Genomic DNA, 25,940 nt, shown 5'->3' with positions numbered 1-25,940 from the left:
CTTCCTTCCAAAAAAAAATGGCCCGATAGCGGGCCAGTTGAAAAAGTGATGCCTAACGCCGTGTTCGAAGCCGGAAGTTCTGCACGTAAACGTACACTCCCGTCTCGAGCTGGTACTCCGCATCGCCGGAAAGCCCGTCGCCCAGGAATTCATCCAATACTTCCAACGCGGCGAGATTTCGTTCCTTCAGGTCATTGATCTCGCTCCGGCTGCGGGCGAAAGTACTGACCTTGACTTCATGCTGCGCATAGCCACCGCCAAGCACCCACCTGGATTCCGGCGCCGTATCAATCTTGAACACCAAGGCGGGCCAGGTCACGGACGCAGGCAATGCCACGGCATGGGTATTTGGCAGCACTGATACCAATGCCGCGGACACAATCTCTTCAATGGTCCTGTTCGAAATGGTCATGTTCCATTCGCCTTTCTGATCGCTGCATTAAGGTGCGCTTTACGTTATCGCCCAACGCCGCCATGCAAATGCAATGGCCGAAAACGACAAAGCCCAGCGATGGCGGGATGCCATGCTGGGCTTGAAAATAAAAAAGCCCGCTGGTGCGGGCTTATTCTGCTTGCCTCACTTCAGTCGAACACGCGCCTCCATCAAGGAGACGCCGTTTCGGCTGAAGGCTCGGGACGCCCCGGCAGACAAGTTGTAGATGGAATTATAACGGTGTCGTCCAATTTGTTCAAGATGCTTTGCAAATTTCTTTCAGCCTTTGCGATCACGAGTGGCACGTGCGAACCTCGTACTCCGCGCAGGAAGCGTCGAATCTGATCTGCAGGCCAGCGCTGAATGTACAGCGCTTTTAGCGCCTGGCGTTCGTTATAGCACCCCATCGAACGCCACGCAGCTTCTACCAGCCAACCGTCAAGCATATCCGCGGGCACCAAAGGACTGAGTGGCCGCACACGCGCCTCAATCACGTCACTCTCTGGTGGTTCTTCTGCAACGCGGCGCTGTACGTATGCTCGGGCCCAGCTCGCACAGTATTGCGAGTTGGCGCCTGCGCTAACCTTCCCGTATACGACTTTGCGCCAGTTATCCATACGCGCCAGGAACTCCTGGCGCGCCGTGGGCATTGGCCGCTCACTCTCGTTCGGTTTCGCCTGCACGAGAGGCGACCGCCCGCGGCTCGACTCCTCAACGAAAACAAATCCTTCAACCATCAGCACTGCACTCATTCATTCTCCCTTTCTTCTAATCTAAATCCTACGCTCGCAAACCCAGCGCCTGTTCCGCCATTTCAATCGACGCAATACACACCCGCTCACCACGTTCGTACTTCTCTAGGATCGCATGCGCCCAACCGGTCTGCCCTGTCATGCCGGCACGCTGCGGGATGCCTTTCACCTTTAATTGCGATAGAAGCTCCCGTGCCCGTTCCGGCCGCAGCCTCGCCTTACCTGGCGCCGGAAGTTCCCTGCGCTTTTCTGGAACCGGCGCTAGTTCCGGCTGTTCGGCGAAGTGCCGCAAGGCGTCGATCCAACGCGGTCGCAGGGCTTCGTATCCTTGATTCGTCATCGCAAACGCGCCGACTCTTACCCACGCCCAGTAAATCGCCGGGTGGGACCAAATATCGGGATCGTCCGGATCACCCCTTTCGCGCTTAATGCCCTGAAGCAGAGCTTCATGAAAAGCGGGTTCGGGCTCCAGGTTCGGCCGGCAGAGTTTGATGAACTCCGGCAGCGTCGGTGGCCAGTCCCGTGACTCCAGCATCCGGTAACCTGTTGCCAGCTCAGACCTGGATAACTCGCCCAGGCGCTGCGCCCAGTAGCTTTTCATCTCATCCGGGTTAACCCCCGCCCACATGTCGACGAAGCGCGTTCCGTAGGCGAAGTGCATCCGCCTAAAGAGCGACTCAACCCAAGCGATAGGCAGTGCCTGCCGGTGTGATGTCGATGATATTGTGGACTCCCTCATTGCCGCTTCCTCCCGTCAAACCTGTAATCGTTGCCATGCGGGCCGCCTTGATCCCGCCAGCATGCCCTGGCTTGGGTGCGCGAGCCCCGCTCACTGTCATTTGCGCCGCCTCGCGCGACCAGCGCTCCAGTATGCTTTTCACGTAGCCCAGGCTAATTGATTCGCCCTTGCTGCGCCGGCCCTCCTCGCAAGCAGCAGCGACCGTCGCGGCAGTCACACCTTGTGCTGCCATCTGGATCAGACGTGGATCGGCAGGCTGAGCGCGCACACCGTGCTTTCGAAACTCAACACTAAGCATCGCCGCCCCGTGTGCGCTTTCGCCGTCGCCCAGAGTTGACCCTCGCTGGGGGTTAACTTGGTTCTGGTTCTGGTTCTGTTTTTGGTTGTGGTTCTGGTTGGTTTCAGCATTAGGTAACCGCGAACCATCCGCGGATACTCCGCGATTCGATCGGGCCCCTTCAGCAACCGCTTCGCGATTGCTCCGCGCGATCAGATCGGCACATGCCTGGCTTTCAGCTGTGTCGCCCCATTTGCGCACAAACTCAGCCAGCTTCGTTTCAGCCGCCCCAACATCGCCCCCCTCAATGTTCGCCTTAATGAACTTCTCTGCCGCTCCCCATGCGCGCATACGCGCCCCTGCATTGCCACTGCGAACGCCGGCGCGATATTCTTCGATCTCGCGGTCACAGCGACTGTTATGCCAGCCAGCCTCCGTAAGAACGAAGTAATCTTCCAGGACCTGCTTGGCCGCCGTGACCTCCTCGGGCGAGATAATCAAGAGACGCCGGAACAAAATTCGTTGGTCACTTGGCAGCGGGTGCTCCTTTTCGTAGTACAGGTCGAGCATGTCGCGGTATATGCCTCGTTCAAGGCGCGTAAGATGTCGCGTAGCACTGTTGAAGTCGCCGATATGATGCGGGTAGTAATTCATGCGGAGTCTTTCGATCCCATCCTCGATGCCTGCGCTGACACTGGATCGGACACCTCTTGATTGGTATGCGGAAAAAGAATTGGATGTGCGAGCTTTACCTTGGCCGGTATGCCTCGAGTGATCCAGTTTTGCACACGCTGGATGCCACCGTGTTTGGGGTAGCCCAGGAGTTCGGCGACCTTGGTTGGCCCACCGAGAGCCGCAATCACCTGCTTGTCACTTGCCATAGCACCCTCATGTGTTGGAAGGCCATATTAAACAACATGTTTATAAACAAGTCAAGCCACATTAAACAAATTGTGTAACACATTCTGTTTAACACGAGCGACAATTGCGCCCATGAATATCCAAATGACACGGCTATACGAGGCTGCGAAAGCGCTGCGCGGGATCGACGGGCAATCCGACGTGGCTCGCGCACTGAACGCATCGCCGCAAACCATCAACAACTGGGAAGCCAGAGGCATCTCCAAGCCTGGCCTTCTGAAGGCGCAAGCGGTGTTTGGCTGTTCGGCCACATGGCTTGAATCCGGACTCGGCCCGATGACAGTTTGCGATGCCGAGCCCCAGTACTCGAACGTAATGTCCGTTGTCGTCGCTGAAGCAAACGATCCGAACTTTTACCATGTGCCTAAGGTGCAGCTGCAGTTGCGCGCCGGCGTGACAGGATTTCAAACCGTGCCAGAGATTCACGATGGCAGCACGTTGAGTGTGGCCAAAAACTGGGTGGACCGAAATGGCTACCACCCGAACCAGCTGATCGCAGTCACCGTAAAGGGTGACAGTATGGAGCCCAACCTGTACGAGGGCGACATGGTGATCATCAATACTGCCGATACGAAGATGTCGGATGGCGCGGTGTACGCTTTCAATTACGAAGGTGAAGCTGTTATCAAGCGCCTTTCACGCGATGCAGGACAATGGTGGCTCGCTTCGGACAATCCCGACCAGGTCAAATACCGCCGCAAGAGTTGCCGTGGTGGCGAATGCATCATTGTTGGGCGCATCGTAAGACGCGAAACCGATCGCATTTGACCCGGCTAGCAAGCCGGCAGATCCCCGCTGAAGCGGGTTTTTTTTCACATCACGTTTAGATGCGGCCCGCACAATAAACAAATTGTTTGACAATCTTCTACACACCGTGTTTAATGCACTATCAACGATCTTTCTGCGATGGAGCAAACATGGATGTGAAAAAAACCTGCCATCTTGAAGACAACAGCCTTGCGTATCGCGTCGTCGTTCGCGCCCGGGTGCTGGACTGCCATGCGGGCATGAAGGGGCGCGATTACATTACCGCCCGCAACATCGGCAAACTCTTGCAGCAGTCCATACAAGAGCATTCAAAGGATTTCCGCGAATGAATGAGGCGATCTTCCGTCCAGGGAGTATTGCCTCGGCAGGGCAATGCCTTCGCGACGCCGCATCGAGGGCCCTCGATCTGCTTGAGTCAAATGGTCCGCGGGACGGCGGCAACACAAGCGACAATCTGCGAATCGCCATTGCAAATTACGAAGAGGCGATGATGCGGCTCTCCGTGACAGTGAAATTGCCTGGCGAGGCTCCATGCGTCATAGCGGTCGCGCCTGGGAAGGCAAATCACCAAGTGCCGGACCGTGCGGCGCTGGAACGCGCGCATCGCGCCCTGCGCACCTCGATGCCTCTCGACGAAATGCTTAAACAGCCCGCACTGGCAAAGACCCTTGCCATTGTCGCTTTGCAGAAGCCGCGCAAGGAGCGCGACCGTTTTGACTGGCGAAAAGCTCAAGCGAACGACCTTGATTGAACACGACATCATGACCAACGCATCGGATAAACCATCGGGAAGTTCCCGCCGGAGGGTGATTACCCTGCCCCGCAAGTCTGGACTCGCATCGAATGAAATCGGGAGGACGGCCGGCCCCATCATCACCGTCAAGAAGAAGCGGAGCATACTTGCGCCGGCATGGCCGCCCCACCCTGATGAATGCAGCGCAACGCCTTAGCCGACAAGCATGAAGGACATTTTAATGAACGCGTTTCAAAGCCACACATCCGTGACCGCCGGCCGGCTCACAGCACATATGGCGATTCAAATTCTGATAACCGAGCTTCGCGCAGCAGATGCGATCATCCGGGCGCTAGATCGTCTTACGCCTCAGAACCAACGGCCACACGGGAATAAGGAGCGCGCAGCCGAAGGGGCTGCGAACACCCTTCGAAGCAAGGAGCGCACCGCTGTGATTACCATGGCCGGAGGCTTTCCGTCGCCGGCCCCTTCACTCCTGACAAGCCAGGACCTGATCCGCCGGCTACGTAGCCTGGCCGGCCAGCGTCGCGCCGAACCTTCCGCCCTGGAGTTAGACGCGGCCGACCAGATCGAAAAGCTGGAAGCGTGGATAGCGCTCCATCTCCCCCCGCATCACAGTCCGCAAACCTCGATGGCATAAGGACTAAGGTTCGCACGCCCCTCCAGCGTCAGGTTCTTGGCGAAGAAGCAGGCATAGGGCTTTCCTGTTGCCTGATCAACGTAGAGGTATGCGGTCTGCACACCATACGCGATGTCGAATTTCGCAGCCGGTTGCGCTGGTGAGAGAGCCTTGAACGCGAGGTGCAGCTTCAAGCCGAAGTTCGGATGATGAAAGTCAAAGCATCCCTCCGGATAGGCGCAGCTTCCGTTTTGTGCCGGTAGACGCAAGGGGATGACTGTTTGCAGCGACTGGTCCGTCGGCTGCCGCTCGTAGCGCATTGCAATTGGCGGGTCGTCGGTTGTGATTTCATTGATTGCGCTGCCTGGCTGATGGAAGTCGGCATAGCGCTGATCGAATGCTGGCCAACTGTCCGGGTGGAGGAAGGTCTGCCTTACCTGCTGTTTTTCATAGGTGGTTTGCGCTTGCACTGCATATACGGCCCTGACGCGGGAAGACCTGGCCTGGTAAGGGAACGGGCTCTGGTCATCGGCCAGGTTCTTCGACAAGGCATTCATCAGACCCAGCGTGCCGCGCGATTGGCCGACGATGAAGATATTGCTGCCATCAATTCCGAGCATGCCGGAGCGGTGACGCGCCCATTGCACGGCACGGGCGATGTCTGTGTTTGGGACATCGAGATTGGGCGGCTGGCCAACCTTCTGGCTCGCCACTGGATGGCGGAACTCGATCGACATGAATGCAAAGCCCAGCGCCAGCGCCGGCGTTACCAGCTTCGGATACAGCTCTCCCTGCTGCGGCAAATTATCGGTGGCGCCATTCGGATGCGCCCATATGATCAAAGGCAACTTCTGCGATGCGGGCAGGGAGGCGGGACGGTAGAAATCGAAGCGCTGGTCCAGCGTTACATCGTATGGGCCGGCTGGCGACTTCTCCTCCCACGCCGTGCCCTCGGCGTAGCAGATGTCCCGCGCAACCGTGGCCTGGGTTCCCTGCGCCTGGGTGTAGCTGGAAAGCTCCGCGTCCGTGCTGACAGGGCGGCATGGCTCTGCGGCCGCGAAGCCTGTCGCTGCTGCCAGGAGCAGGCCGCCGGACAGGCGCAGGACGCTTGGGAAATGTGGCTGGGTATCTTGTCGCATTCTTTGCTCCGGTATAGGTGTTTGAATGGAAGACAGCCGAGATACATTATCATTAAACCAATGTGTGATCACATGGGAGCTGCAATGCCGGAATTCGACAAGCTGTTTTCGTACGGGACCTTGCAGCAGGAAGGCGTGCAGCTCGCGACGTTCGGACGCAAGCTCGATGGCATGCCAGACCGGCTGAATGGATATAAGCTTGGGCTGCTGGAGATTGACGATCCCGCAGTTGTTGCGACCAGCGGCAAGACGCATCATCCGATCATCTCACGCAGCAGCAGCGAGCAGGATGCCGTGGCTGGCTCGGTGCTCCTGGTCACACCCGAGGAACTGCGGCAGGCGGACCAATACGAGGTGGCCGCGTATAGGCGGCGCAGCATTACGCTGGCATCCGGAACTGTTGCGTGGGCCTATGTGGATGCCCGCGACCCGGATTGAAGCAGCTTTCAAACACGATCCCAGCGTGAACGGCTATTGCGTCCTCGATGTGGACTGACGCACAGAACGACTTCACCTGCGCGATGTAGCATGTTCGCTGACTTGAGGAGGCAGCGTGGATCAACGCAGCAACAAGGAACGACGAAGCGATAGCGGCACCGCCGAGCGATTCGACATGGCAGTGCGCACGGCCCTGGCTTTCGACCAGGGAGCGGCCTACACCTACCTCGCCATCTGCGGAGTGGAGCACATGCTGATCCGCTCCTTCGCCGAGCGCTTTCCGACCCAGGTACGGTCAGTGGCCTCCCTGCCCTGGCACTCCAGCGACCGCCGCAGCGACTCAATGCAGCGTGCGTTTTAGCGCGCGCCGCCCTCTCAGCAAGGCCCGGCGCGTGTCATAGGTGGACTGCAGGTCGAGCCAGAATTCCGGCGTGGTGTCGAAATAGCTGGCGAGCTGCTGGGCGGTGGCGGGAGAGATGCTGCGCTCCTGCCGCACGATACCTGTCAGGTAGCCAGGTTCCAGGTGCAGCACACCGGCCAGCGTACTCGCGGTCAAGCCCATCGGGTCCATGAATTCTTCCAGCAAGACCTCGCCCGGATGGATCGGGCGCATTGTGGTTTCCATAATCGCCTCCTTCTTTCCGATTTTACTCCTGTGCTGTCGCGTGCAATACTGTTGGCTTAGAATAGCGACAGTATGAAATGCACAGCTTTCATTGCGGCCACCCTTCTCGCGTTCGCTGCCCATAACGTCCATGCCGCCTGCGGCACTATCCGATTCGCCTATCCCGACCAGCATCGCCCGCCATACTGGATGGGGAATGGGCCCTCAGTGCCGGAGCCTGCGGGAGCCAGTGTGGAATGGGTCCGTGAGTTTGCCGCCAGTGGCGGCTGCGCCCTGGAACTGGTGCGGCTGCCGGTGATGCGCTTGCGCAGTGCCCTCGCTAGCGGTGCGGTGGACTTTATTCCTGTCGATATCTCGGCCGATGGACTGCCCGGCGTCGTCATTCCGCGCGACGCGCAAGGCAAACCGGATACCAGGCGCGCCACCTCGGTGGTCGTGGTCGCCTTTGTGCGCGCCAGTGACGGCTATCCGCGCAACCTCGATCCGATGGAAATGGTGCGCGGCAAGCGAGTCGGGGTGATGTATGGCTCTTCCTACGGCGCGCGGCTGGCAAAGGCCGGGGCCATCCTTGACCAGGGCGCGCCCACCGTGCCCAGCAACTTCGACAAACTGCAGCTTGGCCGCATCGATGCCTTCGTCGTGCCGATGATTTCGGCCTCGGACCTTGATAAGTATGTGGCCGACCGCTACAAAGGCCAATTGGTCCGGCTGGGAAAACCCGTGCTGAGATCCCATAACTGGCTCGCGACCAGCCCTGCCTATTATGAAGCGCACCGCCACGAGGTTGATACCCTCTGGAATTGGCTCGGCACCGAAGGCAACAAACGTTTCAACCTGCTGCTCCGCAAGTACACCGAGAATTAGGATATTCCTTGGTGCAGGCCTAAAATAGACTACTGGCCGTAGCTACAAGGAGGCAATCATGTCCACACTCAACAGGGGACGCAGCCTGGAGCAGCAAACCCACGATGGCACCAGCAGCATCGCGACCATGGGCGCCGGTTGCACCGGCCGCCGCACCTTATCCCAATCGCAGGAAGGCAACCAGCAGTCGGCAGAATCGGCGGGCCGCACCGACGACCTGCTATCGGGTGGCGTCGAAGAGTGCGATCGCGAGCACGGGTTTCAGACCGGGCCCCAGTACCGGCAGGGCGAACAACGGGATACAGGTCCCGATACCGTCCGGCGCAGCGAACGCTAAATTCTTGATCCAGCACAAGTTTTTCCGTTGAACAAATTTCCTGGGTGGCGCATAATTGCGAATGATAACAATTCTCATTACGTAGCCACTTAGGAAATAGCATGTCGTTGAACAAGTCCCCGCTGGCGCTCGCCATTACGCTGGCGTTGCCGCACTTCGCAGTTTTCGCCGAAGAAGCCACCCTCCCCGCCGTTACCGTCACCGCAGCACGCGACGCCGCTTACAACCCGAGCACCGCCACCAGCGCCACCAAGATCGACGCGCCGCTGCGCGACGTTCCGCAAACCGTGAATGTGGTGCCGCAGGAGCTGATGCGCGACCTGGGCGCGAGCTCGATGGAGGACGTGATGAAGGGCATTCCGGGCGTCGGCCTGTCGCACGGCGACGGCCAGCGCGACCAGGTGACCATTCGCGGCTTTACCGCGATTGCCGACCAGTTCATCGACGGCGTGCGCGACGACTCGCTGTATTTCCGCGACCTGTCCAATATCGAACAGATTGAAGTGATCAAAGGCCCTGCCTCGGTGCTGTATGGCCGTGGTTCTTCGGGCGGCATGATCAACCGCATTACCAAGAAGCCAGGCATCGATCGCACCGAGGCCAGTGTGACCTTCGGCAGCTGGAGCAAGAAGCGCGGCGAATTCGACGTGGCGCGCAACCTGAAGGATAGCGGCGTCGCCTTCCGCGTCACCGGCGCCAAGGAAGATTCGGACAGCTACCGCGACCAGCAGTTCCTCAAGCGCGAGGCGCTGTCGCCTTCCCTGCTGTGGAAGCTGAATGCCGACACCTCCCTGCTGCTGCAGGCTGAATACCTGTCCGACCGCCGCCTGACCGACTTTGGCATCCCTTCCTACAAGGGCAGGCCGGTTGACGTTGAACCCGGCACCTACTTCGGCGCCGCCAATGCGCGCGACGTGGACTTCAGCCAGGCGCGCGTGAAATCGCTGGCCGCAGTGCTGGAGCATCGCATCAACGCCAGCTGGTCGCTGCGCAATGCCTTCCGCCGCTACGACTATTCGCTGAACCGCAATAACACGCTGGTGGGCAGCGTCAATGAGGCGGCGCAAACCGCTTCCCTCACCCACGGCAATGTGCGCCGCGAGGAAGACGGCTATTTCAACCAGACCGAGTTGACCCAGCGCGCAGAATTCTTCGGCATGCAGCACCAGCTGCTGTACGGCGTGGAGTTCAGCAAGCAGGACAAGGACCAGGTCAACCGCTCCAAGACCAATGTAGCGACGGTCAACCTGTTCAAGCCGGTGCTGCCGGTGCTGCAGCTGCAAGCCAACGTCGCGCCAGGCACCGACAACCTGGGCATCATGAAGAACAAGAGCGTCTACGTGCAGGACCTGGCGACGCTGACGCCGCAGTGGAAGCTGCTGGCCGGCGTGCGTTACGATGACTTTAGCCAGGAGACGCGCGAGCGCCGCGTAGGCCAGAAGGACCTGGAGCGCACCGACCGCGCCTGGAGCCCGCGCGCCGGCATCGTCTACCAGCCAAGCGGCAACGTTTCCTACTATGCTTCGTTCAGCAAGTCCTTCCAGCCCTCGGGTGAAACTTTCGCGCTGGCGGCCAACAACGCCGCCATCGAGCCGGAAGAAACCACCAACAAGGAAGTGGGTGCGAAGATCGACCTGTTTGGCGGCCAGGCGACCGTTGGTGCGTCGCTGTTCCGCCTGCAGCGCACCGGCATCAAAGCCACCGACCCGGTCACCAGCATCGTCATGCCGGTCGGCACCCAGCGTACCGACGGCCTGGAACTGACCTTCACGGGTGAACTGGGCCAGGGCTGGCAAATCGCTTCCGGCCTGGCCCTGATGGACGCGGAGATCATCAAGTCCATCGCCCGCGACGACGGCCAGAACGTTCAAGGCAAGCAACCAACGCTGACGCCCAAGCGCAGCGCGAACGTATGGCTGAATAAGGCACTGGGCGGCGGCTGGTTCACCGGCGCCGGCGTGAACTACCAGGGCGACCGCTTTGCCAATCCGGGCAACACCACCACCCTGCCTGGCTACACAGTGGTCGATGCCATGGTGGCCTACCGTACCACCGCCTTCGATGTGCAGCTCAACGTGAACAACCTGTTCGACCGGGACTACATCGTTTCCGGCCACGGGTCAAGCAAGCTGCTTAACCTGCCGGGCGCACCGCGCAATGTCCGCGTAACGGCCCGCTACCGCTTCTGATCCATCTGAGGCACAATCGGGACATTACTTTGCGAAAGGAATGTCCCGATGATTTACGAGCTGGCGGAATTTGAGATCAAGGATGGCCAGGGTGCCGGGTTTGAAGCAGCGGTGCAGAAGGCTGTGCCGCTGTTCCAGCGCGCGAAAGGCTGCAAGTCAATGCGGCTGGAGCGCGTGATCGAGCGCGCCAATACCTATATGCTGGTCATTGTGTGGGAAACGCTGGAAAACCACACCGTCGATTTCCGCGGCAGCGAGGACTTCCAGACCTGGCGCAGCATGGTTGGCCAATACTTCGCCAACACTCCGCGCGTCGAGCACACCAGCAACGTCGTTGCGGGATTCTGATGCGAATCCTTGCCTGCCTGCTGCTGGCTGCGGCCAGCCTTCCCGCTTTGGCAGCCACACCGGCTGAAACCATGGACGCCTTCCAGCGCGCGCTGGCCGAGGGCAAGCGCGATGCGGTGCTGGCGCTGCTCAGTCCCCATGTCAGGATATTCGAATCAGGCTATACCGAGAATAGCCGCGACGAATATGCGGCAAATCATCTCGACGGCGATATCGACTTCCTGCGTAGCACCAAAGCGCGGCTGATCCGGCATGAAGAACGCCGTGCGGGCGCGACCGCTATCGTGCTGCGTGAGACGGAAACCACCGGCACTTACAAGGATGCCGAGGTTCACCTGTTCGGGCTCGAAACGGCCGTGCTGGAGAAGGCGGGGAACGGCTGGCAGATCGTCCATCTGCACTGGTCGTCGCGCAAGGCCAAGGCGAAGTAAACGCGCGCCGCCTTGCGGCGCCTTACGCGACAATCCCGTCAAACAGGAGACCTATCATGCCAAGCACCATTTACCGTAATTTCCGCCAGATCGCCGATGCCGAGGGCGCCCGCAGCGCCCTGCTGGCCGAAGGCTTTGCCAATTCGGCCGTGCAACTGAACCTGCATGAAGCACGTCCGCTGAACACCACCACATCGGCCGTGCAGAACATCATGGATTCGCTGACACCGGACGACGTCGACAATACCGACAAGCCGGACCGCCCTGCCGCACTGCTGTCGGTGGACGTCGACGACGACGCCCAGCGCGAACAGGCCGACGGCATCATGTCGCGTTTCGGCGGCCAGGAGGCCTGATACGACAAGCCTCCCTACTCAGGAGGCCTGATGGTTGAACACTTGCCGCAGATAGGCGAGGAACGTCTCATCCTTGCACAGCGTCTTGCCCGGTGAGTCGGACAGCTTGGCAACCGATTGCCCGTTCAGGCGGATCAGCTTCATCACGATATTCAGCGGCTTGATGCCGACATCGTTGGTCAGCCAGGTGCCGATGCCGAAGCCGACCATGATGCGGTCGGCAAATTGGCGATACAAACGGAACGCCGTCTCGAAATCCAGCCCATCCGAGAACACCAGGCGCTTGGTGTTGGGATCGATGCGCAAGGCCAGGTAGTGCGCGATGGCCTTCTCGCCCCACACGATAGGATCGCCGGAGTCGTGCCGCAAACCGTCGAACAGCTTGGCGAAATACAGGTCGAAATCGTTGAGGAAGGCATCCATGCCCACCACGTCGGTCAGCGCGATACCAAGGTCGCCGCGATACTCCTGCACCCACGCCTCGAGCGAAGCTTTCTGGAACTCGCGCAGCCGCACGCCAAAGGCCTGGAAGGACTGCATGTACTCGTGGGCCATGGTGCCGATCGGGATCAGTCCGGACTTTTTCGCGATGTAGACGTTGGAGGTACCCTTAAAGCATTCTGGCACCTCGCGCGCCAGGCGCTCGACGACCTCGTCGTGCCAGGCCGCCGAAAAACGGCGGCGCAAGCCGAAGTCGGAAAACTCGAAGGGATGGCGCAATGCGGGAGTAGTGGCAAAAGCCTTTAGCTGCGCGATCTTTTCGCCGAGGCGCTTGCGCCCTTCGTCCAGCGCGGCCTGCGTACCCACGCGGCGGAAGTACAGCTCATTGACGATGTAGAGCACGAAGATCTCATAGGCCATGATGTGCACTTGCGGACCCTCGGCACGGATTACCAGGGTGTCGCCTTCCGCACGCACTTCGATGAATTTGCGCTGGAAGCGGAACACCGTCAGGAAATCGACAAAGTCGCTCTTGATATAGCGCAGGGAACGCAGGTAATTCAACTCGTCCTCGGTAAAGGACATGCCGCACAGGTGGTCAAGCTGCGCCTCGACTTCTTCCTTCATTTCCGACAAGGGGAAAACGGTCTGGTTGCGGCACACGAACTCATACTCGGCATGCGCGCTCGGATGGCTATGCAGCAAGGCCTGCCACATCGTGAACTTATACAGGTCGGTTTCAAGCAGACTGCGTACGACAGGGGTCATCAGTTGTTCTCCGCATTGGCCAACAGTTCCGGCAGCACTTCAGCGGAAGTGGCCAGGCGCGCGCCGCGGCGCTGCATGGCTTGCGCGAATTCGAGATATTGGGACTCAAAGCCGGAGACCGGGCTCATGCAGTCCGTTACCAGCACCAGCTTGCGCGGATCGATGTGATCGGCAATATGCTCGGTGGTCGCCTTCACGCAGTGGCTGCCGGCTTCACCGGTAATGTAAATGGTATCGGCTTGCGACAGGCTGACGATCAGTTCGCGATTCAGTTGCGAAGCCGGGTCGGCCGGATCAGGCACTTCGGCCATGACGGCGGAATAGTGCTCGGTCCAGGGATTGGCGCCCTTGCCGACCTTGGCCACCACGGCATGGCGGCCCTCTTCCCAGGCATTGTAGGCAGCGCGCACCGCATCGTGCACATTGTGGCCCCAGCTACCGATTTCGCAGTGGACGGGCCAGACCATCAGCTGGTAGCGGCCGGCGGCTTCCAGCGCGTCCAGATAAGTGAGCACGCGCGGCAAGGCGGCAGGGTCGCGCGGCGCGAAGCGGCCCGCGCGCACGTCGGCGGCGGCAATCTGCGTGAACGGCCCGGGCGCTGCGCCATCGGCCGTCCGCCAGAAGGTCGGGTGCGCCACGTCATAGCGGTGGTGCGAGTCGAGTGTGACGGTAATGGCCGAAAGCCCGGCGCCGCCTTGTTCGATCAGACTGGCAAGGCGCAGCATGTCCTGATGGGCGCCCGGCACCGGCAAGGCCGGCGCGGCAGGTGGAGGCAAGTCGCAGAAATCGTTCTGCGGATCGATGATGAGCAAGTGGTAGTGGCGTTTCATTGTGCAATGATAGCAAATGACAAAAAAAGCAGCACGGCCGGCGGGCCAATGCTGCCAAGTCCACTACGCGAGAGTGAATGGCCGCGCCCGTGTCACACTTGGGGTGTGACCCCAAGGTGTGACACGGGCTGGGCTGTATCAGGCGGCGACCAGTTGTTCGATTGACTGCTGGGCTTTAGCCAGGGTGGCGGCGACGGCTTGCTCTCCCATCGCGACGCCTTCGGCGCGGATGAACTGTACGTCGGTCAGGCCGATGAAGCCCAGCACGGTGCGCAGGAAGGTGCTCAGGTGGTCGTAGGCTGCGGCTGCACCTTCGCTGTACACGCCGCCGCTGGCGGTGAAGACGTAGACCTTCTTGCCTTTCAGCAGGCCTTCCGGGCCGTTGGCGGTGTACTGGAAGGTACGCCCGGCGCGCGCTACGTGATCGATCCAGGCCTTCAGCGACGATGGCACGGAGAAGTTGTACATGGGGGCGCCGATGACCACTACGTCCGCTGCAATCAGTTCGTCGACCAGGGTATCCGAGACCTTGACGACGTGCGCCTGCTCGGCGTTGCGCGCTTCGGCTGGCGTGAAGAAGGCGCCCATCATTTGTTCGCTCAGGTGCGGCACCGGATTGGCTGCCAGGTCGCGCTCGATCACGGTATCGGCCGGGTTGGCGGCCTTCCATTTGGCGATGAATGCGGACGACAGCTGGCGCGACAGGGAACCCGCGCTACGAACGCTGCTGTTGATGTAGAGAACGTTTGCCATGGACTTGCTCCAAGAAAGGTGGTGATTGCGGCCATCTTAGAACGGGTTTATTATCGACGAAATAGGTTTTATAACGATAGAAAATATCGATTTTATTGATATGCGAGACCCCGGCCATCCCACCCTCGACCAGTTGCGCGTCTTTATCGCGGTGATTGACCATGGCGGTTTCGCCCATGCGGCACGCGCCCTGCACCGTACCCAGTCGGTCATCAGCTACACCATCGCCAACCTGGAAGAACAGCTGAATATTGCCCTGCTCGACCGCAGCACGCGCAAGCCCACCCTGACTGAAGCAGGCAAGGCGCTGCTGGCCGATGCCCGCGCGGTGGCCAGCAAAGTAGACGGCATGCGGTCGCGTGCCAAGGCGCTCGGCCTGGGGCTGGAGGCGGAACTATGCATCGTGGTCGACGTGATGTTCCCGGCCTGCGTGCTGGTGCGAGCGCTCGAACACTTCCAGCGCGAATTCCCGACCGTTTCCCTGCGCTTGCATACCGAAGCGCTGGGCGCGGTGGCGCAAATGGTGGCCGACCGCCGCTGCCAGCTGGGCGTGGCGGGCATGGCGGCGACCGCGCCCGTCAATATCGAGCGCCATGCGGCAGGCTTCGTGAAAATGATGCCGGTCTGCTCGCCGCTGCATCCATTGTCGCGCGAAGCAGCGCCGATCCCGACCTCGGTGTTGCGCGAGCACCTGCAACTGGTGGTGACCGACCGCAGCCCGCTGACCGAGGGCCGCGATTTCGGCGTACTGGGCTTGCGCGACTGGCGCCTGGGCGACCTCGGCTCCAAACATGCGCTGCTGTTAGGCGGACTCGGCTGGGGCAATATGCCCGAGCACACGGTCCTGCGCGACCTGGCGGAAGGACGCCTGGTGCGCCTGCATACCCAGGAAGGCAGTGAGCTGGAATACCCGCTGTTCGTGATCCACCGCGGCGATGATGAACTGGGCCCGGCCGGCAAATGGCTGCGGCAGAAATTCATCGACCTCGACCATACATTGCCGCAAGAGGCTTTCTAAGCATTCCTACAGGCTAGCGGCGTGTGCACCTACAGGCTAGTCTGCGGCATCGGCCTAGCATGGAACCGCTTCAACCACAAAGGAGAGCGATCATGACACCACGCAAGGACACTGAACAATCGGACGATTGGCGCAACCAGGCTGGTCAAGCTGGCCAAAGCGGCGGTAATCGCCAACAGGGCCAGCGCGAAAACTTGACCGGCGGCAATCAGCAATCCGACCAGGAGCGCGGCAACAAGCAATCCGACCAGGACCGTGGCAACAAGCAGAGCGATGTTGGCCAGGGCCAGCGCCAAGGCAGCAGCGATGACCTGCTGGATGAGGAAGAGGGCAACACCGGCAACCGCGGCAATCGCGGCGGCCGTGACCAGCAACGCTAAGCCCCAAGCGGCTAAGCCATCCCGGCGGCGCGCAGGCGCGATTTCAGGCGACGGACTTCGTCGCACAAGTCCACCACCAGCGCCGCCAAGTCTTCGTCCGCATCGAAATCCCGTTCAAGCTGGGCCAGGCGACGCGCCCTCCCCAGGTCCACACTGGTGAATTGCAGGGTTTCGATGCTGGCCTCTTGCCGGCCGAGCAGGATGCCGCGCTGCACGTGCTGCACGACCCATTCCGGCTCGACGGCGCATGCGCGTGCCAGCTCATCCAGCGTCAGCGCCTGGTACTCCAGCGGCACGCCTTCCACAATCTCTTCCTTTGGCATCGCTCATCCTCCTATTTCGCGTTGCATCCGTTCGTATAGCGCACGCCGCTCGGGAGTATCGGCCGGCGGGGCAAAGATTTCCAGCGTCAGATAGAGGTCGCCTGCCGAGCCGGAGCTACTGGCGGCGGGAATGCCGCGCCCTTTCAGGCGCAGCTTGCGGCCGCCCTGGGAATTGGGCGGCACGGTCACGGTCACGCGGCCCGAGGGCGTGCCCACTTCACGCTCGCCGCCCAGTGCAGCAAGCCATGGCGGGATCGGCACTTTTTCATGGACGTCGCGGCCTTCGACGCGATAGCGGTCGTCGGCCTGGAATGCGATCTCGAGGAAAAGGTCACCGGCCTCGGCGCCATTGATGCCGGGCTGGCCCTGTCCGGCCAGGCGCAATTGCTGGCCGGCCGTCACGCCCTTTGGAATGTTGACCTTGAGTGTGCGCTCGCGGCCCAGCGAAATCTCGCGCTGCGCGCCGCTGTAGGCATCGAGCACGCTGATTTCGAGAACGGCATGGATATCGTCGCCGCGCATGCGAAAGCCCTGGCGGCGGCCGCGCTGCCCGCCGACATGGGCGAACAGGTCGGCAAAGAAGTCTTCGGCGCTGCCGCCTTCGAAGCCGGCGCCCCAGTCGGGTGGTGGGCGGAATTGCTGGCCGGCGCGGTACTGGCCGCCGCCCAGCGAATCGTAGGCAGCACGCTTTTCGGGATCGCCCAGCACGCCATAAGCTTCGTTCAGTTCCTTGGTGCGGGCATCGGCATCAGCTTCCTTGCTGACGTCCGGGTGATATTTACGGACCAGCTTGCGGTAAGCCTTCTTGATCTCTTCTTCGCTGGCAGTCTTGGCGACTCCCAGCGTGGCGTAATAATCCTTGTATTCCACGTCGCGTGCTCCCGAAATGGCGTCATCGCCAGTCTAGCGGAAAAGGCGCACGAACGGCCCCTCTTTGGGGATTGCTTCAGCTTAGCGCTTATATAAGTCTGTATTTGCTCGCGGCAACCAAGGAAATTTTAGTGCCATTTAGCAATAATATTGCAGCCAGTGGGGGCGACTTTACAAATCCAGGTTACAAAAAACGCGCTGTGCAGCGCGTTCTTTTTTGCGGCGCATGCGACGGTCAACGCACGCGGCGGATCGACGAAATACGGTCGCTGAAGTCCCTCAGGTCCGGATAACGGCCCGGACCGAACGTGCGGCACTGGCCGCCGAAATCGGCGTGTTCGCAGGCTTCCCAGGTACCGTAGTTGACGACCATCGAGTTGGCGTTGTCGTTGAAATGGGCATGGCGCAGGGTGTCCATATCGTTATTGATCTGGACGATACGGCCGCGGAAGCCGTTGTCATTGAACAGCTCCACCGCCGGGCCGCGCGGCTCTTCGCGGTATTCGCGGCGTTCCTCGCGGCGCTCGTCACGCCAGCGATCGTCGCGGTCGTCGCGATTATCGCGGCCCCAGCCCCAGCCTTGGCCGCGATCGCGGCGGCGCTCAATTTCGCGGGCGGACGAGAAGTGATTGTTGAAGCGGCGCAGGTCTGGGTACTCGCCGCGCTCGAACACAGCGCAGTGGCCCTGGAAATTAACGTGCTCGCACAACTCCCAGGTGCCGGAGCGCACCACCAGGCTTGAAGCGCGGTCGTTGAAGTCGAAGTCGCGGAAATTGTTGGCCGCGCCGTCGGCAATCACCACGCGCTGGCCGCGGAAGTCTTCACGCGAGAAAAGCTGCAGTTCGCCGGCCGATGCGGCCTGGCCGAGAAGGGAAGCTGCCAGCAGGAAAGCGGCGGTCAAGGTATTCTTCATTACTAAATCTCCGATATTCAGGCATCCTAAGCGCTCTAACGCGGCGCAAAGGCCGTTAGACTACCCTACCTTGTAACAAATTCCTACTGTGCAACACATGCCGACGACAATTTCGACCTCCAACTTACGCAGAGAAGCAACAGCATTATGGAAATTGGCCTGGCCAGTCTTGATCGGGCAACTCGCTACCGTTGGCATGGCGGTGGCGGACGTGGCAATGACCGGCCACACCCGGGCTTCCGAACTGGCGGCAGTGTCGACCGGCGCTGCGATCTGGTCCATCGTGCTGGTGACCGTGATGGGCACCATGATGGCCATGAACACGCTGGTGGCGCATGAAGTGGGCGCCGGCAGTTACGAACGCATTCCACACCTGGTGCGCCAGGGCTTGTGGAAAGGCCTGGGCGTCGGCCTGGTGGCCATGCTGCTGGCCAACCTTTGCACCTTGCTGTTCGACCACCTGCAGCTGGCGCCGGAAGTGAACCAGCGCGCTTCGCTGTTCGTGCACATCATCAGCTTCGGCCTGCCGCCATTCGCTTGCTACCGCGCGCTGTATGGCTACAGCGCCAGCATCAACCAGACCAAGCCGGTGATGGTGATCGCCCTCATCGGGCTGGCCGTCAACGTGCTGGTGAACTGGCTGCTGATCTTCGGCCATTGGGGCTTGCCGGCGATGGGCGGCGTGGGCTGTGCGGTATCGACCGGCATCTGCATGTGGCTGATGCTGGGCGCCATGCTGCTGTGGATGCGCATTTCAGGCGCCTATCGCGCCACCTACCCTTTCACCCACTGGGAGGGGCCGCACTGGCCGGAAATCCGCAGCATGCTGCGGCTTGGCCTGCCGATCGGCGTGACCTACTTCGCTGAGGTCAGTGCGTTCGGGGCGGTGGCGTTGCTGGTGGCGCGCTTTGGCGTGATCGAACAGTCGGCGCACCAGATTGCGCTGAACTTCTCATCGCTGGTGTTCATGGTGCCGCTTAGCCTTGGCATCGGCATGGTGACGCGCGTAGGACAGGCGATAGGCGAAGGCGATGCGCGCCGCGCCCGGTCGGCATCATGGGTCGGATTGGGCATGTCGCTGGCGTTCGCGGTGGTGTCGGCAGCTTTCATTGCAGTGTTCCGCAATGAAATTGCGGCTGCCTACACGAGCGATCCCGCCGTGCAGCAGACCTGCGTCACACTGCTGCTGTTTGCCGCGCTGTTCCAGCTATCCGATGCAACGCAAGTGGCGGCGGCTTGCGCGATTCGCGGCTACAAGGTAACGCGCGGGCCGATGCTGATCCAGCTTTTGGCCTTCTGGGTGTTTGCGCTGCCGGTCGGTTGCCTGCTGGGCCTGTGGCAGGAAATGGCGGCAGCCGGCTTCTGGATCGGCCTTGTGCTCGGCTTGACGATTGCTGCCATTTTGCTCACAGCCTACTTGCGCACACTGTCAAATTCGCGCGTGACCGAAGGAAAAACGGCATAGGGCGTAGCATTCCGAATATCAGCGGGAACGGGTTCTGGTATTGTCTTGCGATTCGTAAGCAAACCAATCCGGGACAAACAATGCGCCTTATCCTCACCCTGGCAGCCCTCCTGGCTGCCGGCACCGCTTCCGCCGAACGCCTGACCCTGGAACGCCTGTACGCCGACCCGGCCCTGTCCGGCCCTGGCGTGCGCTCCCTCAAAGTTTCGCCGGACGGCGCCCGTGTCACCTTCCTGCGCGCCCGTCCGGACGACCAGTTCCAGATGGACCTGTGGGAATACAACATGAAGGACAAGACCACGCGCCGCCTGGTCGACTCCAAGGCCCTGGTTCCGGTCGAGAACCTGTCCGACGCTGAAAAAGCGCTGCGCGAACGTGCCCGTACCGCTGCGCTGAAAGGCATCATTTCCTATAACTGGTCGCCGGACGGCAAGCAGCTGCTGGTGCCGCTGGCCGGCAACCTGTACCTGGTCGATTTGTCCAGGCCTGACAGCGCACGCCTGGTGGCTTCGGGCAGCGTGATCGATCCGAAGATTTCGCCCAAGGGCAAATACGTCTCGTTCGTCCGCAACCAGAACCTGTTCGTAATCGACCTGGCCACCGGCAAGGAGCGCCAGCTGACCACCGACGGCAAGGGCACCGTGCATAACGGCGAAGCCGAATTCGTGGCGCAGGAAGAGATGCACCAGTTCACCGGCTACTACTGGGCGCCGGACGATTCCGCGATTGCCTTCCGCTGGTACGATGAAGCGCAAGTGCCGGTGGCACGCCGGTTCGAGATCTACGCCGACCGCACCGACGTGGTGGAACAGCGCTACCCTGCCGCAGGCGATCCGAATGCGATCGTGGGCCTGAAGATCGTGTCGCCAACCAGCGGCGAAATCCGCGAAGTGGACCTGGGCGCCAACAAGGATATCTACCTGGTGCGTGCCGACTGGAGCAAGGATTCCAAGTCGCTGTTCTTCCAACGCCAGTCTCGCGACCAGAAGACGCTGGAACTGATCGCAGTCGATGCAGCCACCCTGGCGCAGCGCCCGGTGCTGACCGAAACCGCAAAAACCTGGACCACCATCAACGATGACTTGCGCTTCCTGGAAAGCGGCAAAGGCTTCATCTGGTCGTCCGAGCGTACCGGCCGCAACCACCTGTACTTGTACAGCATGGAAGGCAAGCTGAAACACGCTATCTCCAAAGGCGAATGGGGCTTTGACAATGTGCTGGCGGTGGACGAGAAAGCCGGCAAGGTCTTCGTTTCCTCCAACAAGGATGCGGTCTACGACAAGCAGGTCTACGAACTGAAACTGGACGGCTCCACCGCCGGCAAGCCAAAGCGCATCACCCAGGCTGACGGCTGGCACGATGCCTCGTTCTCCAAGCATGGTGAAGTGTTCGTGGATACCTGGTCCGATCCGGCTACCCCGCCGCAGGTGGCGATCCGCCGTCCGGACGGCACGCTCGTCAGCTGGCTGGAAAAGAATGAAGTCAACGAATCTCACCCATACTTCAAGTACAAATCGGACCAGTTGCCGGTCGAATTCGGCAATATGAAGGCCAAGGATGGCCAGACCCTGTACTTCTCGATGATCAAGCCGTACAAGTTCGACGCCAGCAAGAAGTATCCGGTCTACCTGTCCACCTATGGCGGCCCGCACGCGCAGCACGTGACCCGCAGGTGGGATGGCCAGCAATTCGACCAGTACATGGCGCAGCAGGGCTATGTGGTCTTCCGCCTCGATAACCGCGGCTCCTCGCGCCGCGAGCGCGTGTTCACCGACGCCATCTACCGCAACCTGGGCAAGGTGGAAGTGGAAGACCAGTTGACCGGCATCGACTGGCTGGGCAAGCAGTCCTTCGTCGACGCCAAGCGCATTGGCGTGTACGGCTGGAGCTACGGCGGTTTCATGACCCTGCGCCTGCTGTCGCAAGGTTCGGACAAGATCGCAGCCGGGGTATCGGGCGCTCCGGTGACTGACTGGGGCCTGTACGACACCCATTACACCGAGCAGTTCATGGATCACCCAAAGGACAATGTGGAAGGCTACAAGCAATCGAACGTGTTCCATCACGTCGATGGCCTGAAGTCGAACCTGCTGCTGATCCACGGCATGGCGGACGACAACGTCCTGTTCACCAACACCACCAAGATGATCGACGCACTGGTGAACCGTGGCGTGCAGTTCGAACTGATGACCTATCCGGGCGCCAAGCATGGCGTGTCGAACCGCCTGGCCAAGCGGCACGTGCAGACCTACATCGACGCCTTCTTCCGCAAGCACCTGAAACCGGAATCGAACTAAGGCCGGTGCAGCCGCCCTCGCCTTCCAGCCCGCCCGCGCAAGCCGGCGGGCTTTTTCTTTGCCGCGCCGCGCCGCGCATGTAGCCAGCGCACCAGGTTTTCCGCGTGAAGCCGTCGATTTCGGCGCCCATCATCCGTCGTAATGATACGATCAACCATCACCGACGGAGGCACCATGTCCTTGCAACTGTTCTACCATCCTCTTTCTTCCTATTCGATGAAGGCGCTGATCGCGCTGTATGAGAACGGTACGCCATTCGAATACCGCATGCTGTCGCCTGAACATCCCGAGAACTGCGCGCAATTTGCCGGGCTGTGGCCGATCCAGAAGTTTCCTATCCTGCTAGATGGCGAGCGCATGATGGTGGAGGCAAGCATCGTGATCGAACACCTGGCGCTGCATTATCCCGGCCCGGTCAAGCTGCTGCCCGCCGACCCCAAAGCCGCGCTGGAAGTGCGCATGATGGACCGCTTCTTCGACAACCACGTCGCCACGCCGCAGCAAAAGCTGGTGGGAGACGTCCTGCGCCCCGAGGGCGAGCGCGATGGCTACGGTACGGCCGAAGCGCGCCGCAAGCTCGATACCGCTTACGCCTGGCTGGACAAGATCATGGCTAATCGCACCTGGGCCGCGGGCAATGCATTCAGCATGGCCGACTGCGCAGCGGCGCCCTTCCTGCTGTATGCACACTGGTCGCACCCGATCCCCGACAAGCATGAACATGTCATGGCCTACCTGCGCCGCCTGCGCGAACGACCATCGTTCGCCCGCTGCTGGGCCGAAGCCAAGCCATATCGTCACATGTTCCCGCTAGGTGTGCCCGCCGGCGAGTCGTAATGCCGGTGGCGCTTCGGACGCGCTGGAACCCCAAAAAGAAAAGGGCCAGGGTGCACACCGTGCATCCTGGCCCCCAGCAACTACCTTATTGGCGGTTGCCGCGGTCGATCAGCTCGTCCGTGGCGTCGTCGATTGCTTCACGCAGGTCGCCGCGCTGCTTCTGCAGCTTGCCTTCGACCTGGTTCGCAACGCCCTTCACCTGCTGTTTCGAGCTGCCGACCAGTTCGCCAGCTTCTTCCTGGATCTTACCGCCGATTTCCTTGGCCTTGCCCTTCACTTGGTCCTTGTTCATGATGCGCTCCTCATTAAAAAGTGCGACGAGCAAATCATACGAACAGGCATCGACAGCTACTGTACGCAAGCTAACAGAACTAACCCTTACGCCAGACTGAAGCCAGCCATGGCTGCTGTTCGCGCGGCAAACCTGCCGGGCGGTAATAGTGGCTGACTGCTTCGAAACCGGCTGCAGTAAGCACTTCGGACCAGGTTTCGAAATCGAAGTAACAGCCGTAGCGCGGGCCGTTCCAGCCTTCTTCGTTATGGCCGCGCGGATTGGAACTGAACAGGACTCCGCGCGGCTTCAAAGCAGCACGCAGGCGCGCCAGCACTTCGGGCAGCACGGCGCTTGGAACGTGGAACAGTGACGCATTGGCGAAGATGCCATCGAACGATGCAGGCGGCAAGTCAAGCGCAACGAAATCCTGGTGCAGGACGGTGCAGCCACTCCAGTTTCGCGCCATCTCCACAAAATGGGCCGAGCCATCGAGGCCGACCGGCTCATGGCCAAGCGATTTGAAGGCGCGCAGGTCGCGGCCGGGGCCGCAACCCAAATCAAGGATGCGGAACGGAGGCGTTCCTTCTATCGCATCGAGCAGCGCCGCAATGTTCTGGCTTACGTCGTGGTCGCGCGTGCCTTCGAGGAAGGCTTGCGCATTGCGCTCGTAGTGCTGCAGCGTGCGGCGGGTGATCTGCTCGATGTCCTCCATCGCCCTACTTTACCAGACGCGCACGCGCTGTTCAGGCGCCAGGTATAGCTTCTGGCCCGGCTTCACGTCGTAGGCCGGGTACCAGGCATCCAGGTTGCGCACGGTGTAGGTGCGCCATTTGGCCGGCGCGTGGCCATCGGTCATGATCTGGTTGCGCAGGGATGCGTCGCGCGCCTTGTTGGCCCAGCTCGCAGCATAGCCGTTGAAGAAGTCGCGGTCTTGCGCCGGGGTGGCTTTGCCGCCCAGCGAAACATGATAGGCATCCAGCGCTGCGGCCAGGCCGGCCAGGTCGGCCAGGTTTTCACTCAGGGTCAGGGTCCCGTTCAGCTTCAGGTCGGGGAAGGCTTCATAGGCGTCGTACTGCGCCACCAGCTTGGCTGAGGCTTGCTTGAAATGCTCGCCATCCTCCTTGGTCCACCAGTCGCGCAGGCGGCCTTTGGAGTCGAACTGGGCCCCCGTGTCGTCGAAGCTATGGCTGATCTCATGACCGATCACCGCGCCGATGGCGCCGTAGTTCAAGGCATCGCTGGCCTTCATGTCGAAGAACGGCGGCTGCAGGATCGCGGCCGGGAAGTTCAGTGCATTCTGCATCGGCATATTCACGGCGTTCACCACGTGCGGCGGCATGCACCATTCGGTTGGGTCGACTTTCCTGCCCAGCTTCGCCAGTTCCTGCTTGTAGTGGAATTTTTCAGCACGCAGGGCGTTGCCCATTGCATCGTCAGGCTTGATTTCCAGGCCTTCGTAGGTCGTCCATTTGTCAGGATAGCCGACACCCACGTACAGGGTGCGCAGTTTCTCCTGCGCTTCCTTTTTGGTGGCCGGGGCCATCCATTCCAGCGCATCGACGCGTTTGCGGAAAGAGTCGACGATATTGGCGACCATGGTCTGCAGGCGCACCTTGGCTTCGGCCGGGAAGTAGCGCTCGACGTACATCTTGCCCGCGGCATCAGGTACGGCGTTATTCACGGCGCTCAGGCCGCGCTTCCAGCGCGGCGACAGCTGCGGCGTGCCGTTCAGGGTGCGGCCGTAGAACTCGAAGCGCTGGTCGACGAAGGCTTTCGGCAGGAAACCGCCGAAATGGTTCACGGTGTGGAAGGCCAGGAAGTCTTTCCAGGCCTGCAGCGGCATCTCGTTCACCAGCGCTGCGCTGCCGGTAATGGCGCTCGGGTGGTAGACGATGAACTTGTTCTGCTTGCCCAGGCCGGCAGCGCGGAAGAAGGCGCGCCAGTCCATGCCCGGCGCCTTGGCGGCGAAGTCGCGCATGGTCCAGGTGTTGTTGGCCTTCTGGATATTGGCGGAGTCTTCGCGGCTGGCGTGGGCCTGGGCCAGTTTGCGCTCCAGCTCATAGACGCGGGCGGCGCGGGTTTCCGGCTCGCTGTAGCCGGCCAGCTTCAGCATGGCGGCGATGTGGGCCTGGTAGGCGGTGCGCAGCTGGTGCATGCGCTGGTTGTCGTCCAGGTAGTAGGCGCGGTCCGGCATGCCCAGGCCGCCCTGCAGGATGTAAGGGACGTAATGCTTCGGCTCAGTCAGGCCTTGCGCGATCCAGATGCCGAACAGGTTCTCGGTGTAGAAGTTGGTGGCGTTCAGCGGGTCCACGTCGGCGCGGATGGACGCGGCAAGCGCACGCACCAGGCCCGCCTTGTCCTTGATGGTGTCGATCTTTTCCAGTTCAGGCTTGAGCGATGCCAGGCCGTGCGCTTCGATTGCCGCTTCGTCCATGAAGCTGCGGTAGAAGTCGGTCACGCGGCGGGTGTCGCCGCTTGGCGACTTGGCGGCGGTTTCCTCGATCAGCTTGACGATGCGCTCGTTGGTCGCGTCGCCCAAGGCCGAGCCGGCGCCCCAGCTGCCTTTGTCGGCCGGGATCTGGGTCTTGGCCAGCCATTCGGCATTCACGTGGCCGAAGAAATCGTCGCCCGCCAGCGGGACGGCGGTTTGCGTTTGCGCGGTTGGAGCCGGGGCCGCCTGTTGGGCAATCGCCGGGGCCAGCCCGAAGGCGGCTCCACAGAAGGCCAGGGTAAGGGCCAGCTTGAGCGGCGTGACGCGAGTGGATGCTTGCATTTTTTGTA

33 protein-coding genes are annotated in these 25,940 nt (G+C 61.0%); 17 read left to right on the top strand and 16 right to left on the bottom strand.

All coding sequences use genetic code 11. The annotated features are described in order from the left end of the window. Nucleotides 1-52: 52 nt before the first annotated feature. The 5 genes from ACWBU6_RS09155 to ACWBU6_RS09135 form a co-directional block, all read right to left on the bottom strand. Entirely contained in the window at nucleotides 53-412 is a 360-nt protein-coding gene (locus ACWBU6_RS09155; RefSeq protein ID WP_452648496.1) for a hypothetical protein, read from the bottom strand. A 191-nt stretch (nucleotides 413-603) separates the two neighbouring features. Then, entirely contained in the window at nucleotides 604-1,185 is a 582-nt protein-coding gene (locus ACWBU6_RS09150; RefSeq protein WP_452648495.1) for a hypothetical protein, read from the bottom strand. Nucleotides 1,186-1,213: 28 nt separating this feature from the next. Then, complete coding sequence (locus ACWBU6_RS09145; RefSeq protein ID WP_452648494.1) at nucleotides 1,214-1,846, bottom strand: hypothetical protein; 633 nt, start codon at nucleotides 1,844-1,846, stop codon at nucleotides 1,214-1,216. Between the two features lie 16 nt (nucleotides 1,847-1,862). Beyond that, complete coding sequence (locus ACWBU6_RS09140) at nucleotides 1,863-2,855, bottom strand: YdaU family protein (RefSeq protein WP_452648493.1); 993 nt, start codon at nucleotides 2,853-2,855, stop codon at nucleotides 1,863-1,865. Beyond that, complete coding sequence (locus tag ACWBU6_RS09135; RefSeq protein WP_452648492.1) at nucleotides 2,852-3,082, bottom strand: hypothetical protein; 231 nt, start codon at nucleotides 3,080-3,082, stop codon at nucleotides 2,852-2,854. The genes ACWBU6_RS09140 and ACWBU6_RS09135 overlap by 4 nt, the downstream gene beginning before the upstream one ends. A 112-nt stretch (nucleotides 3,083-3,194) precedes the next feature. On the opposite strand from ACWBU6_RS09135, the gene ACWBU6_RS09130 reads away from it, so the two are divergent. The 4 genes from ACWBU6_RS09130 (at nucleotide 3,195) to ACWBU6_RS09115 (ending at nucleotide 5,284) form a co-directional block, all read left to right on the top strand. Beyond that, nucleotides 3,195-3,890 carry an XRE family transcriptional regulator gene (locus tag ACWBU6_RS09130; RefSeq protein ID WP_452648491.1) on the top strand — a complete coding sequence of 232 codons (696 nt, stop codon included), beginning with the start codon at nucleotides 3,195-3,197 and terminating at the stop codon, nucleotides 3,888-3,890. A 149-nt stretch (nucleotides 3,891-4,039) separates the two neighbouring features. Continuing rightward, nucleotides 4,040-4,219: a hypothetical protein gene (locus tag ACWBU6_RS09125; protein WP_452648490.1), complete on the top strand. Its 180-nt coding sequence runs from the start codon at nucleotides 4,040-4,042 to the stop codon at nucleotides 4,217-4,219. Then, a complete protein-coding gene (locus ACWBU6_RS09120; protein WP_452648489.1) occupies nucleotides 4,216-4,641 on the top strand; it encodes a hypothetical protein in 426 nt (141 codons plus the stop codon). Before ACWBU6_RS09125 ends, ACWBU6_RS09120 begins: the two co-directional genes overlap by 4 nt. Nucleotides 4,642-4,849: 208 nt before the next feature. Beyond that, a complete protein-coding gene (locus tag ACWBU6_RS09115; protein WP_452648488.1) occupies nucleotides 4,850-5,284 on the top strand; it encodes a hypothetical protein in 435 nt (144 codons plus the stop codon). Here ACWBU6_RS09115 and ACWBU6_RS09110 read toward each other — a convergent pair. Continuing rightward, nucleotides 5,257-6,402 carry a hypothetical protein gene (locus ACWBU6_RS09110; RefSeq protein ID WP_452648487.1) on the bottom strand — a complete coding sequence of 382 codons (1,146 nt, stop codon included), beginning with the start codon at nucleotides 6,400-6,402 and terminating at the stop codon, nucleotides 5,257-5,259. The two genes, ACWBU6_RS09115 and ACWBU6_RS09110, sit on opposite strands and share 28 nt — an antisense overlap. 84 nt (nucleotides 6,403-6,486) lie before the next feature. Here ACWBU6_RS09110 and ACWBU6_RS09105 point away from each other — a divergent pair, with 84 nt between their 5' ends. Further along, nucleotides 6,487-6,840 (top strand): gamma-glutamylcyclotransferase family protein, encoded by a 354-nt coding sequence (locus ACWBU6_RS09105; protein ID WP_452648486.1) that lies wholly within the window; start codon nucleotides 6,487-6,489, stop codon nucleotides 6,838-6,840. Nucleotides 6,841-6,955: 115 nt separating this feature from the next. Continuing rightward, nucleotides 6,956-7,201: a hypothetical protein gene (locus tag ACWBU6_RS09100; RefSeq protein WP_452648485.1), complete on the top strand. Its 246-nt coding sequence runs from the start codon at nucleotides 6,956-6,958 to the stop codon at nucleotides 7,199-7,201. Here the strand turns inward: ACWBU6_RS09100 and ACWBU6_RS09095 are convergent. Continuing rightward, the gene (locus ACWBU6_RS09095) at nucleotides 7,181-7,465 is read right to left on the bottom strand and encodes a HigA family addiction module antitoxin (RefSeq protein WP_452648484.1); all 285 of its coding nucleotides are present in this window, start codon (nucleotides 7,463-7,465) and stop codon (nucleotides 7,181-7,183) included. The two genes, ACWBU6_RS09100 and ACWBU6_RS09095, sit on opposite strands and share 21 nt — an antisense overlap. A 231-nt stretch (nucleotides 7,466-7,696) precedes the next feature. Between ACWBU6_RS09095 and ACWBU6_RS09090 the strand changes: the two genes are divergently transcribed. The 6 genes from ACWBU6_RS09090 to ACWBU6_RS09065 all read left to right on the top strand — a co-directional run bounded on the left by ACWBU6_RS09090 (nucleotide 7,697) and on the right by ACWBU6_RS09065 (nucleotide 11,990). Further along, a complete protein-coding gene (locus ACWBU6_RS09090; RefSeq protein ID WP_452648483.1) occupies nucleotides 7,697-8,329 on the top strand; it encodes a hypothetical protein in 633 nt (210 codons plus the stop codon). Nucleotides 8,330-8,387: 58 nt separating this feature from the next. Then, nucleotides 8,388-8,666 carry a hypothetical protein gene (locus ACWBU6_RS09085; RefSeq protein ID WP_452648482.1) on the top strand — a complete coding sequence of 93 codons (279 nt, stop codon included), beginning with the start codon at nucleotides 8,388-8,390 and terminating at the stop codon, nucleotides 8,664-8,666. Between the two features lie 101 nt (nucleotides 8,667-8,767). After that, entirely contained in the window at nucleotides 8,768-10,855 is a 2,088-nt protein-coding gene (locus ACWBU6_RS09080) for a TonB-dependent receptor (protein ID WP_452648481.1), read from the top strand. Nucleotides 10,856-10,903: 48 nt separating this feature from the next. Further along, nucleotides 10,904-11,203: an antibiotic biosynthesis monooxygenase family protein gene (locus ACWBU6_RS09075; protein ID WP_452648480.1), complete on the top strand. Its 300-nt coding sequence runs from the start codon at nucleotides 10,904-10,906 to the stop codon at nucleotides 11,201-11,203. After that, nucleotides 11,203-11,634 carry a DUF4440 domain-containing protein gene (locus ACWBU6_RS09070; protein ID WP_452648479.1) on the top strand — a complete coding sequence of 144 codons (432 nt, stop codon included), beginning with the start codon at nucleotides 11,203-11,205 and terminating at the stop codon, nucleotides 11,632-11,634. The genes ACWBU6_RS09075 and ACWBU6_RS09070 overlap by 1 nt, the downstream gene beginning before the upstream one ends. Before the next feature lie 56 nt (nucleotides 11,635-11,690). Then, a complete protein-coding gene (locus tag ACWBU6_RS09065) occupies nucleotides 11,691-11,990 on the top strand; it encodes a hypothetical protein (protein WP_452648478.1) in 300 nt (99 codons plus the stop codon). 18 nt (nucleotides 11,991-12,008) lie between these two features. Here the strand turns inward: ACWBU6_RS09065 and pncB are convergent, their stop codons facing one another. From pncB to ACWBU6_RS09050, 3 genes are all read right to left on the bottom strand, one after another. Further along, a complete protein-coding gene (gene pncB, locus ACWBU6_RS09060; RefSeq protein WP_452648477.1) occupies nucleotides 12,009-13,199 on the bottom strand; it encodes a nicotinate phosphoribosyltransferase in 1,191 nt (396 codons plus the stop codon). Beyond that, on the bottom strand, nucleotides 13,199-14,029 hold the full coding sequence (locus ACWBU6_RS09055) for a cysteine hydrolase (protein WP_452648476.1): 831 nt from the start codon (nucleotides 14,027-14,029) through the stop codon (nucleotides 13,199-13,201). Before ACWBU6_RS09055 ends, pncB begins: the two co-directional genes overlap by 1 nt. 138 nt (nucleotides 14,030-14,167) lie before the next feature. Then, nucleotides 14,168-14,782: an FMN-dependent NADH-azoreductase gene (locus tag ACWBU6_RS09050; protein WP_452648475.1), complete on the bottom strand. Its 615-nt coding sequence runs from the start codon at nucleotides 14,780-14,782 to the stop codon at nucleotides 14,168-14,170. A 100-nt stretch (nucleotides 14,783-14,882) separates the two neighbouring features. Here ACWBU6_RS09050 and ACWBU6_RS09045 point away from each other — a divergent pair, with 100 nt between their 5' ends. Both ACWBU6_RS09045 and ACWBU6_RS09040 read left to right on the top strand, forming a co-directional pair. Next, the gene (locus ACWBU6_RS09045; RefSeq protein WP_452648474.1) at nucleotides 14,883-15,800 is read left to right on the top strand and encodes a LysR family transcriptional regulator; all 918 of its coding nucleotides are present in this window, start codon (nucleotides 14,883-14,885) and stop codon (nucleotides 15,798-15,800) included. A gap of 92 nt (nucleotides 15,801-15,892) precedes the next feature. Further along, a complete protein-coding gene (locus ACWBU6_RS09040; protein WP_452648473.1) occupies nucleotides 15,893-16,180 on the top strand; it encodes a hypothetical protein in 288 nt (95 codons plus the stop codon). A gap of 11 nt (nucleotides 16,181-16,191) precedes the next feature. Here ACWBU6_RS09040 and ACWBU6_RS09035 read toward each other — a convergent pair whose 3' ends face one another. The 3 genes from ACWBU6_RS09035 to ACWBU6_RS09025 form a co-directional block, all read right to left on the bottom strand. Further along, entirely contained in the window at nucleotides 16,192-16,503 is a 312-nt protein-coding gene (locus ACWBU6_RS09035) for a chaperone modulator CbpM (RefSeq protein ID WP_452648472.1), read from the bottom strand. 3 nt (nucleotides 16,504-16,506) lie between these two features. Continuing rightward, entirely contained in the window at nucleotides 16,507-17,373 is an 867-nt protein-coding gene (locus ACWBU6_RS09030) for a DnaJ C-terminal domain-containing protein (protein WP_452648471.1), read from the bottom strand. 235 nt (nucleotides 17,374-17,608) lie between these two features. Continuing rightward, entirely contained in the window at nucleotides 17,609-18,286 is a 678-nt protein-coding gene (locus ACWBU6_RS09025) for a beta/gamma crystallin-related protein (RefSeq protein ID WP_452648470.1), read from the bottom strand. Between the two features lie 97 nt (nucleotides 18,287-18,383). Between ACWBU6_RS09025 and ACWBU6_RS09020 the strand changes: the two genes are divergently transcribed. The 3 genes from ACWBU6_RS09020 to ACWBU6_RS09010 all read left to right on the top strand — a co-directional run bounded on the left by ACWBU6_RS09020 (nucleotide 18,384) and on the right by ACWBU6_RS09010 (nucleotide 22,885). Then, a complete protein-coding gene (locus ACWBU6_RS09020) occupies nucleotides 18,384-19,751 on the top strand; it encodes an MATE family efflux transporter (protein WP_452648469.1) in 1,368 nt (455 codons plus the stop codon). 80 nt (nucleotides 19,752-19,831) lie between these two features. Next, nucleotides 19,832-22,048, top strand: coding sequence for a DPP IV N-terminal domain-containing protein (locus tag ACWBU6_RS09015; protein ID WP_452648468.1), 2,217 nt, complete (start codon nucleotides 19,832-19,834; stop codon nucleotides 22,046-22,048). Nucleotides 22,049-22,222: 174 nt separating this feature from the next. Next, a complete protein-coding gene (locus ACWBU6_RS09010; protein WP_452648467.1) occupies nucleotides 22,223-22,885 on the top strand; it encodes a glutathione S-transferase family protein in 663 nt (220 codons plus the stop codon). Nucleotides 22,886-22,970: 85 nt separating this feature from the next. Here ACWBU6_RS09010 and ACWBU6_RS09005 read toward each other — a convergent pair whose 3' ends face one another. The 3 genes from ACWBU6_RS09005 to ACWBU6_RS08995 all read right to left on the bottom strand — a co-directional run bounded on the left by ACWBU6_RS09005 (nucleotide 22,971) and on the right by ACWBU6_RS08995 (nucleotide 25,932). Then, complete coding sequence (locus ACWBU6_RS09005; RefSeq protein WP_055936965.1) at nucleotides 22,971-23,177, bottom strand: CsbD family protein; 207 nt, start codon at nucleotides 23,175-23,177, stop codon at nucleotides 22,971-22,973. A 79-nt stretch (nucleotides 23,178-23,256) separates the two neighbouring features. Continuing rightward, entirely contained in the window at nucleotides 23,257-23,871 is a 615-nt protein-coding gene (locus tag ACWBU6_RS09000; protein WP_452648466.1) for a class I SAM-dependent methyltransferase, read from the bottom strand. Between the two features lie 9 nt (nucleotides 23,872-23,880). Further along, nucleotides 23,881-25,932 (bottom strand): M13 family metallopeptidase, encoded by a 2,052-nt coding sequence (locus ACWBU6_RS08995; protein ID WP_452648465.1) that lies wholly within the window; start codon nucleotides 25,930-25,932, stop codon nucleotides 23,881-23,883. Nucleotides 25,933-25,940: the final 8 nt, after the last annotated feature.

This window comes from Pseudoduganella sp. HUAS MS19, assembly GCF_053615455.1.
Note: the sequence above shows the minus strand (reverse complement) of the source record. Positions and strands in the feature narration are given on the sequence as shown.

Bases quoted from the DNA above. Each gene is read 5' to 3' on its own strand.
- ACWBU6_RS09105 (WP_452648486.1), top strand. From the start codon at position 6,487: ATGCCGGAATTCGACAAGCTGTTTTCGTACGGGACCTTGCAGCAGGAA.
- ACWBU6_RS09055 (WP_452648476.1), bottom strand. From the start codon at position 14,029: ATGAAACGCCACTACCACTTGCTCATCATCGATCCGCAGAACGATTTC.
- ACWBU6_RS09025 (WP_452648470.1), bottom strand. From the start codon at position 18,286: ATGAAGAATACCTTGACCGCCGCTTTCCTGCTGGCAGCTTCCCTTCTC.
- ACWBU6_RS09085 (WP_452648482.1), top strand. From the start codon at position 8,388: ATGTCCACACTCAACAGGGGACGCAGCCTGGAGCAGCAAACCCACGAT.
- ACWBU6_RS09130 (WP_452648491.1), top strand. From the start codon at position 3,195: ATGAATATCCAAATGACACGGCTATACGAGGCTGCGAAAGCGCTGCGC.
- ACWBU6_RS09070 (WP_452648479.1), top strand. From the start codon at position 11,203: ATGCGAATCCTTGCCTGCCTGCTGCTGGCTGCGGCCAGCCTTCCCGCT.
- pncB (WP_452648477.1), bottom strand. From the start codon at position 13,199: ATGACCCCTGTCGTACGCAGTCTGCTTGAAACCGACCTGTATAAGTTC.
- ACWBU6_RS08995 (WP_452648465.1), bottom strand. From the start codon at position 25,932: ATGCAAGCATCCACTCGCGTCACGCCGCTCAAGCTGGCCCTTACCCTG.
- ACWBU6_RS09095 (WP_452648484.1), bottom strand. From the start codon at position 7,465: ATGGAAACCACAATGCGCCCGATCCATCCGGGCGAGGTCTTGCTGGAA.
- ACWBU6_RS09020 (WP_452648469.1), top strand. From the start codon at position 18,384: ATGCCGACGACAATTTCGACCTCCAACTTACGCAGAGAAGCAACAGCA.
- ACWBU6_RS09035 (WP_452648472.1), bottom strand. From the start codon at position 16,503: ATGCCAAAGGAAGAGATTGTGGAAGGCGTGCCGCTGGAGTACCAGGCG.
- ACWBU6_RS09150 (WP_452648495.1), bottom strand. From the start codon at position 1,185: ATGAGTGCAGTGCTGATGGTTGAAGGATTTGTTTTCGTTGAGGAGTCG.
- ACWBU6_RS09125 (WP_452648490.1), top strand. From the start codon at position 4,040: ATGGATGTGAAAAAAACCTGCCATCTTGAAGACAACAGCCTTGCGTAT.
- ACWBU6_RS09045 (WP_452648474.1), top strand. From the start codon at position 14,883: ATGCGAGACCCCGGCCATCCCACCCTCGACCAGTTGCGCGTCTTTATC.
- ACWBU6_RS09015 (WP_452648468.1), top strand. From the start codon at position 19,832: ATGCGCCTTATCCTCACCCTGGCAGCCCTCCTGGCTGCCGGCACCGCT.
- ACWBU6_RS09140 (WP_452648493.1), bottom strand. From the start codon at position 2,855: ATGAATTACTACCCGCATCATATCGGCGACTTCAACAGTGCTACGCGA.
- ACWBU6_RS09010 (WP_452648467.1), top strand. From the start codon at position 22,223: ATGTCCTTGCAACTGTTCTACCATCCTCTTTCTTCCTATTCGATGAAG.
- ACWBU6_RS09110 (WP_452648487.1), bottom strand. From the start codon at position 6,402: ATGCGACAAGATACCCAGCCACATTTCCCAAGCGTCCTGCGCCTGTCC.
- ACWBU6_RS09145 (WP_452648494.1), bottom strand. From the start codon at position 1,846: ATGCACTTCGCCTACGGAACGCGCTTCGTCGACATGTGGGCGGGGGTT.
- ACWBU6_RS09075 (WP_452648480.1), top strand. From the start codon at position 10,904: ATGATTTACGAGCTGGCGGAATTTGAGATCAAGGATGGCCAGGGTGCC.
- ACWBU6_RS09065 (WP_452648478.1), top strand. From the start codon at position 11,691: ATGCCAAGCACCATTTACCGTAATTTCCGCCAGATCGCCGATGCCGAG.
- ACWBU6_RS09050 (WP_452648475.1), bottom strand. From the start codon at position 14,782: ATGGCAAACGTTCTCTACATCAACAGCAGCGTTCGTAGCGCGGGTTCC.
- ACWBU6_RS09115 (WP_452648488.1), top strand. From the start codon at position 4,850: ATGAAGGACATTTTAATGAACGCGTTTCAAAGCCACACATCCGTGACC.
- ACWBU6_RS09000 (WP_452648466.1), bottom strand. From the start codon at position 23,871: ATGGAGGACATCGAGCAGATCACCCGCCGCACGCTGCAGCACTACGAG.
- ACWBU6_RS09120 (WP_452648489.1), top strand. From the start codon at position 4,216: ATGAATGAGGCGATCTTCCGTCCAGGGAGTATTGCCTCGGCAGGGCAA.
- ACWBU6_RS09155 (WP_452648496.1), bottom strand. From the start codon at position 412: ATGACCATTTCGAACAGGACCATTGAAGAGATTGTGTCCGCGGCATTG.
- ACWBU6_RS09005 (WP_055936965.1), bottom strand. From the start codon at position 23,177: ATGAACAAGGACCAAGTGAAGGGCAAGGCCAAGGAAATCGGCGGTAAG.
- ACWBU6_RS09080 (WP_452648481.1), top strand. From the start codon at position 8,768: ATGTCGTTGAACAAGTCCCCGCTGGCGCTCGCCATTACGCTGGCGTTG.
- ACWBU6_RS09040 (WP_452648473.1), top strand. From the start codon at position 15,893: ATGACACCACGCAAGGACACTGAACAATCGGACGATTGGCGCAACCAG.
- ACWBU6_RS09135 (WP_452648492.1), bottom strand. From the start codon at position 3,082: ATGGCAAGTGACAAGCAGGTGATTGCGGCTCTCGGTGGGCCAACCAAG.